Below are 11,932 nucleotides of genomic sequence, written 5' to 3'. Positions count from 1 at the left end.
GATGACGGCAGCACCCGTCGAGACCGGCATCAAAAGTTTCTCCGAGCGCGGCAGGCTGGCGCGGGCGCGCCTGTTGCGCGGCCTGCTGCCGGCATTGTCGCTAGTGCTGGTACTGCTGGCGATCGCCTGGCTCAATCCGCGCGCCATCAGCTATTTCGGCTTCAGCCTGATGCTAAACCTGGCGATCCCGATCGCCCTGGCGACGATCGCGCAGATGTTCGTCATTGCCGGCAACGAGCTGGACCTGTCGATCGGCACCTTCGTCGGTTTCGTCGGCTGCGTCACGGCGACGTGGCTGAAGGAGGCGCCGCTGGTCGGTGTCTTGATCCTCCTAGGGTCGATCGGCGTCTATGCGCTGCTCGGGGCGCTGATCCATCTGCGCAATTTGCCATCAATCGTGGTGACGCTCGGCATGAGTTTTGTCTGGCAGGGTCTGGCCATCCTCATCCTGCCGAAGCCCGGCGGCAAGGCGCCGGACTGGCTGCTGTCGCTCATGGCCTTCAAGCCGCCTTTCATTCCGTTTCCGATCATTGCGGCGCTGCTGATTGCCGCGGTCGTCCATTTCGGGCTGATGCGCACCTCGTATGGTGTGATCCTGCGCGGCTCGGGCGGCAATGCCGCGGCCCTCGGCCGTGCCGGCTGGTCGCTGCTCAAGACCAAGGTCGTGCTGTTCGCGTTGACCGGCCTGTTCGGCGTTTTGTCCGGCATGGCCCTGATCGGCATCACCACCTCGGCCGATGCAAATATCGGCAATGGCTACACGCTGCTTTCAATCGCCGGCGTCATCCTCGGCGGCGGCGAATTCGTAGGCGGCCGGGTATCGCCGATTGGCGCGGTGATCGGCGCGCTGACGCTGGCGCTCGCCGCCTCGCCGCTGCTGACCTTCATGCACATCCCGCCCGACTGGCAGGTGGCCGCCAATGGCGCCATCCTCATCATTGTGCTGGCGGCCCGGGTGCTGATCAGCCGCAGGGAGAGGTGAGCGATGGCGTCGTTGCGACTGCTGCTCGCCAAACCCTGGATCTGGTCCTTCATCGGCGCGCTGCTGGTGTGGCTGGCGACGGTCACCTTCACCGGCGGATATGGCGGCGGCGGCATGATCACGGCAGCACTTTCGCTCGCCGTCTTCACTGTCATCGTCGGTGTCGGCCAGATGTTCGTGATCACGCTCGGGCCCGGCAATGTCGACCTGTCGCTGCCCGCCAATATCGGCCTCGCCAGCGCCGTCGCCATGAAGGTGATGGACGGCAATGACCAGATGATCGCCGTCGGGCTGCTGGCGGCGCTGGCCTGCGGCATGGCGATCGGCGCCGTCAATTATCTCTTGATCTGGGCGCTGCGCATTCCGCCGATCATCGCCACGTTGTCGGCGAGCTTCATTATCCAGTCGATCGACATCAGCTATGGCCGCGGCTTGCAGATCAAGCCGCCGCCGGGCTTTGCCAATTTCACCAATTGGCAGATTCTTGGTATTCCGGTGCTGGCGATCCTCACCGTGCTGTTCACCATCGGTGCTGCGATCGCGCTGCAGCGCATGATCTATGGCCGTTCGGTGCTGGCGATCGGCCAGAACATCCGCGCCGCGTGGCTGGCCGGCGTCAATGTCGGCCGCATCCGCTTTCTTACCTACACGCTGTCGGGCGCGCTCGGCGGCCTCGACGGGGCGCTACTCGCCGGCTATTTCCGCGGCGCCAATGTCGACATCGGCAACGAGTATCTGCTGGCTTCGATCGCCGTCGTCGTCATCGGCGGCACGTCGGTGGCCGGCGGCAAGGCCAACGTGCCGGGCGTCTGGGGCGCGGCGCTGTTCCTGGTGCTGCTCTTGACCATGCTCAACACGTTCGGCGTCAGCGCCGGCGTCCGGCTGCTGCTGACCGGACTGATCATCGTCGGCGTCATCACCGCTGCCGGCGGCCAGAAGGCGCTGCGCTGATCGTCATCCTCGGGTCTGCGCCGCGTCGCTTCGCTCCTTGCTCCGCCCAGGATGACGATCGCTGCGGCGGCGAGGTCTTCCGCGAAAACATCCGGTTCCCATCCGGCATCGGCCCTGTAAATCGTTCGGCCGACATCATTGCGAGAGGTTTGCGTGTCCAATTTCGTCAGCGTTACCAGGGATGGCGACGTCGCGGTCGTGACCATCGACAACCCGCTGCTGGCACAAGCGGACCGGCAAGGATGTTTTCAAGCCGGCGCCCCTGCTCCGGCAAATGGCAGCATCCGGCTCCTGGAAGGCGTTGTCAGCTAAATTGCCTGAGCGAGGCCATTTTCGAAATCGTGGACTACCGAATCCGAGCGTCCATGATCTCGACGAAACGCGCGAAGAGACCCGCCTGCGACTTGATCTTGAGCTTGCGATAGATGTTGCGGCGATGAACCTTTACGGTTCCCGGTACGATGCGCATCGCCCTGGCTATCGATTCCGTGGAATGCCCCTGAAGCACCAGATCGACGACATGCTTTTCGCGCGGCGTGAGCGAAAGGCTCTTCCAGATATGAGCACGTTCGAACTCATTGACTGTAGCAATCGCCTCGTCGTGCTTCGTCTCTGCCGGTTTGTCGGCCGGAAGGCCAGGCCAGCGCAGCCTGACGAAGCTGATCACCGCCGGCGCCATGTCGCGCAGTAGCCTGGTATCGGCGGTTCCGAAGGGTCCCGAAGCGTGCAGTCGCATCAGCGAGACCACCAGCGCGTCCTTTCCCGACAGCGGCACGAAGAAACCGACCTCCTCGGCCAGCTTGGTCTGGCTATAGTAGGAGCGGTAATATTCGCTGGCATAGAAGCGGTCCGGCGCCAGTTCGCGCATGCGCCAAAAACCTTCCTTGCGCTCGACCGCCGCGTGGTGGAACGGGTCGAGCAGATAAGGCCCTTCCTGATAGAGCGCGACGAAGACGTGGCTTTCGGTTGGGGAGAACGTCTCGAACAGCAGCGGCGGGCGCGACGCACCGCGATAGCCGAAGATCACACAGTGATCGAAGCTGACATGCTGCCGGAGCCAGGCGACCATCGCCTTGCCGAAAAGCTCGCCGCTCGTCTCCCGTGTCGCAGCGATGAGCGTAGCGAGCTGGTTGTATTCGTCGCTGCGCGATATGCTCAATCCATACCCCTTTAAACGAGAAAATAGACCAAATATACCACCCGCGAGGTATATACTAGCCGGCATTGGCTCTGATAGCGTTTCGAGATTGTCTTGTTGCTGGAGCCGCAGCTTTGACCGCAGTACCCGATATCGAGTTTCGCGGGGTCACCAAACGCTACGGCAGCGTGACCGCGGTCAGCGGCATCGATCTTGCCATCCCGCCGTCTGCCTTTGTCGCCTTGCTCGGGCCGTCCGGCTGCGGCAAGACAACCTGCCTGCGCATGATCGGGGGCTTCGAACAGCCGAGCGAAGGCGCAGTCTTCATCCGCGGCCGCGATATGGCCGGTACGCCGCCCTATCGGCGGCCGGTCAACATGGTGTTCCAGCAATATGCGCTGTTTCCGCATCTGGATGTCGAGGACAACATCGCCTACGGGCTGCGCCAGGCGCGGCCGCGGCTGGCGTCGCGGGAGATCAGCCTGAGAGCAGGCGAGGCGCTCGCCATGGTGCGGCTTGCCGGCTACGGCCGCCGCAAGATCCACGAGCTTTCCGGCGGCCAGCAGCAGCGTGTCGCCCTGGCGCGCGCGCTGGTCAACAAGCCGGCGGTGCTGCTGCTCGACGAGCCCCTGGCGGCGCTCGACAAGAAGCTGCGCACAGACATGCAGATAGAATTGCAGAACCTGCAGCGCGAGATCGGCATCACCTTCGTCCTTGTTACGCACGACCAGGAAGAAGCCCTGTCGATGAGCGATTTCGTCTGCGTCATGAATGGCGGGCGCATCGTCCAGCTCGGACAGCCGAACGAGATCTATGACGAGCCCGCCGACCTGTTCGTCGCCGACTTCGTAGGCAAGACCAACCTGTTGAGCGGCAAGGTCGCCGGGCATTCGGGCAACCTGGTCGAGGTGGCGCTTGCCGACGGTACCGTCATTGCCGCGCGCAAGCGGACTTCGCTGCGGCAGGACGAAGCCGTTTCGGTCAGCCTGCGTCCTGAGTCTTTAAGCCTCGGCGCGCCGGGAAGCGGCCGGCTCAACGGCATTGTCCGCAACCGGATCTTTCTGGGCTCGACCGCGGAATACGCGATCGAGGTTGGGGGTATCGGAACGCTGCTCGCCAAGGCCGATCACCTGATCGGCAGTGGAAATCTCTTCAAGCCGGGTGAACCCGTCGCCATCGGCTTTACAGCCGGAACGCCGCTCGCGTTTCCTGAACCCAAGAACAACGGGACCAACCAGAGGGAAAACAGACATGTCGAAATCATATCGTGACGGACTGCCGATAAGCCCCGAAAAATTCGTCGATCAATTGATGCGCCTCAAGCGCGGTTCCATCGGCCGCCGCGAGTTTCTCGGCCTCACCGGTCTTGGCATCGCAACGGCGGTGATGGCCCGCGAGCTAGGCATCATGCCGTCGCCGGCCTTCGCCCAGGAGGGTCTTGGCGACCGCATGTCGATCGCCACCTGGCCCAATTATCACGACCCGGCAACATTCGAGAATTTCAAGGCCGAGACGGGCGTCGCCGTCGAGGTCAATGTGTTCGGGTCAAACGAGGAGATGCTGGCCAAGCTGCAGGCTGGCGCCTCGGGCTGGAGCCTCTTCGTTCCGACGAACTACACCATCTCCACCTACAAGAAGCTCGACATCATCGAAGCGCTCGACATGGCCAAGCTTGCCAATTTCGACGGCTCGCAACAGGACCTGCGCTTCACCTCGGAAGGCACGATCGACGGCGTAACCTACGCGGTGCCGAAGAATTGGGGCACCACCGGATTTGCCGTCAATACCGAGAAGCTCACCAAGCCGATGACGAGCTGGAAGGAATTCTGGGACACGGCCATGGCGGAGGGCGACGGCCGGACCATGGTTCACGACTACCAGCTCACTACGATCGGCAATGCGCTGAAATATTTCGGCTTCTCGTTCAACTCGCTGAAGCTGGACGAGCTCGCCAAAGCGGAGGAATTGCTGCTGAAGGTCAAGCCGCATCTGTTTGCGGTTTCCAGCGACTATCAGCCGTCGATGCGTGCCGGCGACGCCTGGATGACGATGTGTTGGACCAATGACGGGGCTCAGCTTCACCGCGACATTCCCGAGATCGCCTATGTGCTTGGCAAGGAGGGCGGCGAGATCTGGACCGACTTCTACGCCATTCCGAAGGATGCGCCCAACAAGCCCGCCGGCTATGCCCTTCTCAACTACCTGATGGACCCGAAAGTCGCGGTCAAGGAGCATCTGGCCAACGGTGCGCCCTCCACCGATGCGCGGGTCAATGCGCTGCTGCCCAAGGAAGTGCTGGACAATCCGATCCTCTACCCGGCGGCCGATCTGCTGAAGCCGCTGGAATTCGGTGCGGCTGCGACGCTGACCGATCCGGGCCGGGCCGAACTGATGGCACGCTTCAAGTCGGCTTGAACCGGGCGGGCCATAGGTCCGATGCAGGCAACTCACCCGGCGGGCAGATGTCCGCCGGCACCCGGGCGGGTTTCAATGCGCAGCAATGTCCTTCGTCACAATCTCCTGACTGCGCTGTTGCTCGGTCCAGCAGCGGCGTGGCTGGTGGTGTTTCTGGTCTTGCCGTTCGTCGCAATCGCTGTCTTCAGCGTCGGCGAGCGGGCGCCGGAAGGCGGCTATCAGGCCGCTTTCACCTTGGCGCAATATGCCAATCTTCCGGCGCGGGCGACCGCCTTCTGGAACACGATGGTGTTGGCGCCGGCGGGCGCATTGGCCTGTCTTTTCGTCGCCTATCCGGTCGCCTATTACCTCGCTTTGCGCGCGCCGGAGCGGTGGCGGTTGATCCTGCTTGCGCTCGTCGTCATCCCGTTCTGGACTAGCCTGCTGATGCGTACCTACGCCTGGATGTACGTTCTGGGTGGGCGCGGCATCCCGGCGTTGCTGACCTATGTCGGGTTCGAAGATGTGCGGCTGATCAACACGCCGGGCGCGGTCCTGCTCGGCATCGTCTATGGCTATCTGCCGCTGATGATCCTGCCGATCTATGTCAGCCTCGAGCGGCTCGATCGCCGACTGCTGGAAGCCTCCGCCGATCTCGGCGCAATGCCGATCTCGACATTCCTTGGCGTGACGCTGCGGCTGTCGCTGCCGGGTGTGATGACCGGCTTCTCACTGGTGATGATCCTACTGCTCGGCGAATATCTGATCCCGACACTGCTCGGCGGCGGCAAGGTGTTCTTCATCGGCAACGCGCTGGTCGATCTGTTCCTGCAATCACGCAACTGGCCGTTCGGATCGGCAATCGCGATCACGCTGGTTCTGGTCTCGGTGGTGGTGCTGATTGTCGCCAACCGCATTTCGACCCGGCTTTCCGGCGCGCGCCGGGTGGACCTGATCTGATGCGCGCCTTCGTCGTTGCGGTCTTTGCCTTCCTGTACCTGCCGATCGCGCTTGTGGTGCTGTTCTCCTTCAATGCCGGTCGCCACGCCAGCGAATTCACCGGCTTTTCGGTGCAGTGGTACGGCAAGGCGCTGTCGAACCCGTTCCTGGTCGAAGCGCTGAAGAATAGCCTGTTCATCGCCACCACCAGCGCCTTGCTCGCGGCGCTGTGCGGCACGGCGGCGGCGCTTGGCCTGGCGCGTGTCGGCGCGCGGACACGGGCCGTATTCGATGCGCTTTTGGGTGCTGCGATCGTCGTCCCGGGCGTCGTCATCGGCATCTCGACGCTGGTCGCGCTCGTCCAGCTATTTGGGGTCGTCAATCCGTTTCTCGCGTCGCTGTGGCCGAACGACCAGCCGCCACGCCTGGCGCTCGGCTACGGCTCGATCATCGCCGCGCACGGCCTGTTTTCGATGGCGCTGGTGGCGATGATCGTCGGCACACGCCTCGGCAGCCTCGACCGCAATCTGGTCGAGGCCTCGAGTGATCTTTACGCCACCCCGCTGACGACCTTCCGCAGCATCGTGTTGCCGCAGATCATGCCGGCGGTGATCGCCGGCTTCCTGCTCGCCTTCACCTTCTCCTTCGACGATTTCATCGTCGCCTTCTTCGTCGCCGGCGCACAGACGACGTTGCCGATCTATGTCTTTGCCTCGATCCGGCGCGGGGTCACGCCGGAAATCAATGCCATCGCGACGATCGTCCTCGTCGCCTCCGTTCTGCTTGTGGTGCTTGCCCAATGGCAATTGCGCCGACGCAACCCATCAAACTGAAAGTCGCATCATGATTCTGAAAGATCGCATTGCCGTGGTGACGGGCGCCGGCTCGGGCATCGGGCGCGCCGGTGCCATGGTCATGGCCAGGGAAGGCGCGGTGGTGGTGGTCGCCGACAGGGATCAGCCTGCGGGCGAAGCCACGGCTTCCGGCATCCGAGCAGCCGGCGGCCGGGCCGAAGCGGTCGCGACCGATGTTGGCCAGGACGCGGCGGTCGAGCAACTCATTGCGGACACACTGGGCAAACATGGCCGGATCGATATCCTGCACAACCATGCCGGGGTCCAGGTCGGCGGCACGCTGACCGAAGTCGGCATCGACGGCATGGATGCCTCCTGGCGGATCAACGTACGGGCGCAGTTCCTCGCGGCCAGGCTCGTCATGCCATCGATGATCGAACAGGGCGGCGGTGTCATCTTGAACACCGCCTCGAATTCGGGTGTGTTCTACGACCGCGAGATGATCGCCTACGCAACCTCAAAACATGCCGTGGTGGCGATGACCCGGCAGATGTCGCTCGACTATGCCAAGCACAATGTCCGCGTCAACGCGCTCTGCCCGGGCTGGGTCGACACGCCCTTCAACGAGCCGTTCATCGCCCAGATGGGCGGGCGGGACGCGATCGAACGCTACGTTCGCACCAAGATTCCCATGCAGCGCTGGGCCAGCGCGGAAGAAATAGCCGAGGCGATCCTGTTCCTCGTCTCCGATCGCTCGTCCTTCATGACCGGCCAAGCGCTGGTGATCGACGGCGGCGAGAGCATCGGCTGACGCAGCCGTTCATATCTCATACGTGCTTGCGGCCGCCGGCTTCGCGGAACCAGCTGTCGGGATAGGGATACCACCAGCCCTGGATCGCTGGCTTGTGGTCGATGATCACCATCTTCGAGCGGCGGAAGGCATCCAGCCCCTGGCGCCCAAGCTCGCGGCCGAGGCCCGACGCCTTCCAGCCACCGAACGGCAGCGCGTCATTGTCGATCAGCGGATTGTTGATCCAGACCATGCCGGCCTCGAGCCGCTCCGCAGCCTCATGCGCTTCGGCGAGATCGGTGGTGAAGACCGAGGCGCCGAGCCCGAACGGGCTATCATTGGCAAGCGCTATCGCCTCATCGAAATTCTTGACCCGGCAGATCGCGGCGACCGGCCCGAAACACTCTTCGCGCACGATCGCCATATCAGGCGTGACGCCGGCCAGGATCGTCGGCTCGTAGAACCAGCCGACATTATGCGCCGGTGGAATGCGCCCGCCGGTGACCGCCTTGGCGCCGCTGCGGATCGCATCATCGACCAGCCGCATGACTTTCGCCCGCGCCGCGTCGCTGACCAGCGGTCCGATCTCGGTCTTGTCCAGCCCGTTGCCGATGCGCAGCGCACGTGTCTTCTGCGCAAACAGCTCGACAAAACGGTCGTGAACGGCATCGACGACAAAGAACCGTTCGGCCGAGGTGCAGACCTGGCCCGTAAGATGGAACGCGGCGGTGACGCTGCCGGCCGCCGCCACCTCGAGCGGGGCGTGTTGGCTGATGATCAGCGGATCGCTGCCGCCGGCCTCGATAACGCAAGGCTTCATGCGCTCGGCGCAAGCGACGGCTACAGCCTTGCCGGCGGCGACCGAGCCGGTGAAGGCGACCGCATGCGTGCGGTCCGAAGCGATCAGCGCCTGCGCGGTAGCCGCACCACCCGGCAGGCAGGAAACCAGGCCTTCAGGCAGAGAGCGGAAGACCGTCATGTAATCCAGCGTCGACAATGTCGTCGCCTCGGCCGGCTTGATCACGCAGGCGTTGCCGGCGGCGAGCGAGGCGGCGACGGTCCAGCACATCAACAGGATCGGAAAGTTGTAGGGCATGATGTGCACCGACGTGCCGTAAGGCTCGTAGCGCGCATATTGGAACGAACCGGTCTGCGTCGTGCCGGCAATCTTGCCGGCGTCGTCACGCGCCATTTCGGCGTAGTAGCGGAAGATCGGCGCGCAGTTGGCGATCTCGCCGATTGCTTCCGGATACGGCTTGCCCATCTCGCGCACCATCAGTTCGGCGCAGCGCGTGAAGTCGGCCGCCTCGATGGCGTTGGCGACTGCGTGCAGATGCCTGGCGCGGCTCTTGGCGTCGAGTTTTTTCCACGCCGCCTGCGCCTTGGTCGCCGCGGTCAGCACGGCGTCGACCTCGCCATCGCTGGCTGCGGTAATCGCGCCGACGGTTTCCAGCGTCGCCGGATCGATCACCGGTTTTGCTGCGCCGGTCATCGGCCGATAATCCGGATTGACGAAGAAGGTCGGCCGGTCAGGTGAAAAATCCATTCTGTCCTCCCGTGTGCACGGAGCCTTTTTGAGAATTCGCCCTGCCGAGACAGATGGCGTGGTTTTCGAGAACTGAAGCGGGGCGGACATTTAGGTCCGTGAGCATGGGAAGCGGAGAAAACCGCGTCAGGTGTCCGGCAGGGTAGAATTGTCGAGAAGGCTCAGCGGATCATGTAGACCTTCTTGATGGTCTCGTGGACGGTGCAGACGCCTTTCCAGTCTTGCGGAAAGAACGCCGCTGTGTCCGGTTCGATCTCGATTACCTCGCCGGATTCGTGGACATAGGTGCAGCGGCCTTCGAGGAAATGGCAGAACTCGTCGCGGGTGACGTGGCAGTGCCATTTGCCCGGGGTGCAGACCCACAGCCCGCATTCGGAGCGGCCCTCCGGTCCCTTGTGCAGCAGCTTGCCGGAGGAGCCGGATTCGCCCTCGATCATGCTTGGGATGACGCCCCAGTCGACGAGGTCGGTGAGGGCGAGCGGCGATTTCATGATCGGTGTCGGCATGTCGTAAAGCTCCAGTGGCTGGCTTCAGGCCAGCATGTAAATGTTGCGGATGGTCTCGTGGACGGTGCATTCGCCCGCCCAGCCGGCCGGGAACATGACCACCGTGGCGGCGGAGACGTCTATCACCTCGCCGTCGTCCGATTGGTAGGTCGCGCGGCCGGCAACGAAATGGCACAATTCGTCGCGCGGGATCGCCAGCCGCCAGCGGCCGGGCGTGCAGACCCAAATGCCGGATTCCGGCTGGTTGTTCGGCCCCTTGTGGACGAGCCTGCCGGTGGAGTGCGAAGCGCCTTCCAGCGCATCCGGCTGTGCGCCCCAGTCGACGAGGTCGGTGCGGGTCGAGGCTTGGTGGAGATGCGGCGCGGAGGAGGTCATGTGGGTGCTCCGCTGGTGGGACGCCCAATCCCTCGCTCTACGGCGCCCCCCCTCTGTCCTGCCGGACATCTCCCCCTCCAGGCCCTCCAGGGGGGAGATCGGACTGCCGCTAGGCCTTCGCCAATTGCCAACGGGTACTGTGAGAAGCCGTCGGCGAAACTGCCAATCTCCCCCCTTGAGGGGGAGATGGCCGGCAGGCCAGAGGGGGGTGCCTTGGCTCGGCACGTCAAACATCGCGCTCATAGAAGTTGTCCCAGCACCCCCGCTGCCTTCTCCGGGCCGTTCTGCGCCTGCATTTGCGCCGACGTCTTCGCCAGCTTGGCCTTGATTGCCGGGTCGGTCAGGCAGGTTTCGATCCTGGCGATCAGCTCGGCGTTGGTCCAGTCGTAGCGCGGCATGCCGAAGCCGTGGCCGGTTTCCTCGACCCGCGTCGCGTTGTCGTGGCCGTCCCAGACGTAGGGCATGATGATCGCCGGCTTGCCGAAGTAGAGACACTCGGTGAACGAGTTGTTGCCGCCATGATGGATCACCGCATCGACCTGCGGGATGACCGAGGGTTGCGGGAACCAGCTCTCGACGATGACGTTTTCGGGCACTTGCGCGTACTGGTCCTTGTAGCCGCCGACATTGACCAGCGCCCGGTAGCGCGTCTTGCCCAGCGTCGCGATGATGCGCTTCAGCAGGTCGACATCGCCGGCGCCAAGGCTGCCGAAGGAAACATAGAGCAGCGGCCCGTCATTGTTTTTCGCGAAGGTCGGCACGGTGTAGGGCTTCTCCTGCCGCACGCAGCCTTCCAGATACTGGAACTTTGCCGGGTCGAGCGGACGGCGGCGCTTGAACTTTGCCGCCTCGGGATAGAGCAGCAGGTTGAGGTAGGGCGAGGCCTCGAAGAACTGGCCGATCGGATAAGGCGCTTCGTTGTTCGCTTTCAAAAATGCATTGAAGTCGTCATGGATCGGCTTGATGACGGCGTTGAAATGGTTGCGGTAGCGCTCATGACAGGCGTGGTCGTTCTCGCCGCAGCCGGACAGATGCGGCGGGATATCCTCGTCCTCGATCTCGTTTTCCGAGCAGGAGATGACGCGCACCCACGGCTTGCCATACTGCTTGATCGCCGGAAACAGGATGACGTTGTCGACGCAGATGACATCGGGCTTGATCGTCGCAAGCACGCCAGGCAGATCCTTCTCAGCCCATTTGGCGCTGTCGACGATCGCCGTCCAGCAGTCCTTCACGTAGTTGTCGATCTGGTCGTAGGGCGACTTGCGGAAGTTCGGGATATGGCCGTTGATGAAGTCTTCCCAGAACTTGGCCATCTGCTCGGGCGGCATCGGCTCGGACAGGTTCACCGGATGAGCCTCGAAGCCGTAGCCCTTGTAGACGTCGACGAAGCCGGGGTCCGACAGGAATACCGCTCTGTGGCCGCGCGCCTCGACCGCCTGGGCGATGCCGACGGAATTGAGCGCCGGGCCATAGGCCGCTTCCGGAAAAAACGCGATCGTCTTCTGCGCCATGAA

At 63.5% G+C, this 11,932-nt stretch carries 13 protein-coding genes; 8 read left to right on the top strand and 5 right to left on the bottom strand.

All coding sequences use genetic code 11. The annotated features are described in order from the left end of the window. Position 1 precedes the first annotated feature (1 nt). The 3 genes from AC0L3L_RS17620 (at position 2) to AC0L3L_RS17610 (ending at position 2,245) form a co-directional block, all read left to right on the top strand. Entirely contained in the window at positions 2-982 is a 981-nt protein-coding gene (locus tag AC0L3L_RS17620) for an ABC transporter permease (RefSeq protein WP_473638536.1), read from the top strand. Between the two features lie 3 nt (positions 983-985). Further along, positions 986-1,933 (top strand): ABC transporter permease, encoded by a 948-nt coding sequence (locus tag AC0L3L_RS17615; RefSeq protein ID WP_473638535.1) that lies wholly within the window; start codon positions 986-988, stop codon positions 1,931-1,933. A gap of 153 nt (positions 1,934-2,086) precedes the next feature. Then, on the top strand, positions 2,087-2,245 hold the full coding sequence (locus AC0L3L_RS17610; protein ID WP_473638534.1) for a hypothetical protein: 159 nt from the start codon (positions 2,087-2,089) through the stop codon (positions 2,243-2,245). Positions 2,246-2,279: 34 nt separating this feature from the next. Here AC0L3L_RS17610 and AC0L3L_RS17605 read toward each other — a convergent pair whose 3' ends face one another. Then, the gene (locus tag AC0L3L_RS17605; RefSeq protein WP_473638533.1) at positions 2,280-3,092 is read right to left on the bottom strand and encodes a helix-turn-helix domain-containing protein; all 813 of its coding nucleotides are present in this window, start codon (positions 3,090-3,092) and stop codon (positions 2,280-2,282) included. Between the two features lie 113 nt (positions 3,093-3,205). Between AC0L3L_RS17605 and AC0L3L_RS17600 the strand changes: the two genes are divergently transcribed. From AC0L3L_RS17600 to AC0L3L_RS17580, 5 genes are all read left to right on the top strand, one after another. After that, positions 3,206-4,342 (top strand): ABC transporter ATP-binding protein, encoded by a 1,137-nt coding sequence (locus AC0L3L_RS17600; protein ID WP_473525824.1) that lies wholly within the window; start codon positions 3,206-3,208, stop codon positions 4,340-4,342. Next, positions 4,323-5,486, top strand: a complete 1,164-nt coding sequence (locus AC0L3L_RS17595; protein ID WP_473638532.1) for an ABC transporter substrate-binding protein — start codon at positions 4,323-4,325, stop codon at positions 5,484-5,486. Before AC0L3L_RS17600 ends, AC0L3L_RS17595 begins: the two co-directional genes overlap by 20 nt. A gap of 75 nt (positions 5,487-5,561) precedes the next feature. Then, the gene (locus AC0L3L_RS17590) at positions 5,562-6,425 is read left to right on the top strand and encodes an ABC transporter permease (RefSeq protein ID WP_473525822.1); all 864 of its coding nucleotides are present in this window, start codon (positions 5,562-5,564) and stop codon (positions 6,423-6,425) included. Further along, entirely contained in the window at positions 6,425-7,237 is an 813-nt protein-coding gene (locus AC0L3L_RS17585; protein ID WP_473485886.1) for an ABC transporter permease, read from the top strand. Before AC0L3L_RS17590 ends, AC0L3L_RS17585 begins: the two co-directional genes overlap by 1 nt. A gap of 10 nt (positions 7,238-7,247) precedes the next feature. Beyond that, complete coding sequence (locus AC0L3L_RS17580; protein ID WP_473485885.1) at positions 7,248-8,009, top strand: SDR family NAD(P)-dependent oxidoreductase; 762 nt, start codon at positions 7,248-7,250, stop codon at positions 8,007-8,009. A gap of 16 nt (positions 8,010-8,025) precedes the next feature. On the opposite strand, the gene AC0L3L_RS17575 is transcribed toward AC0L3L_RS17580, so the two are convergent. The 4 genes from AC0L3L_RS17575 to AC0L3L_RS17560 form a co-directional block, all read right to left on the bottom strand. Beyond that, positions 8,026-9,534, bottom strand: coding sequence for an aldehyde dehydrogenase family protein (locus tag AC0L3L_RS17575; RefSeq protein ID WP_473638531.1), 1,509 nt, complete (start codon positions 9,532-9,534; stop codon positions 8,026-8,028). Positions 9,535-9,695: 161 nt separating this feature from the next. Next, entirely contained in the window at positions 9,696-10,040 is a 345-nt protein-coding gene (locus AC0L3L_RS17570) for a cupin domain-containing protein (protein ID WP_473638530.1), read from the bottom strand. Positions 10,041-10,064: 24 nt separating this feature from the next. Further along, positions 10,065-10,415 (bottom strand): cupin domain-containing protein, encoded by a 351-nt coding sequence (locus AC0L3L_RS17565; protein ID WP_473638529.1) that lies wholly within the window; start codon positions 10,413-10,415, stop codon positions 10,065-10,067. Positions 10,416-10,654: 239 nt separating this feature from the next. Continuing rightward, the gene (locus AC0L3L_RS17560) at positions 10,655-11,929 is read right to left on the bottom strand and encodes a glycosyltransferase (protein ID WP_473638528.1); all 1,275 of its coding nucleotides are present in this window, start codon (positions 11,927-11,929) and stop codon (positions 10,655-10,657) included. Positions 11,930-11,932: the final 3 nt, after the last annotated feature.

It is taken from the genome of Mesorhizobium sp. WSM4849 (assembly GCF_055811385.1).
Note: the sequence above shows the minus strand (reverse complement) of the source record. Positions and strands in the feature narration are given on the sequence as shown.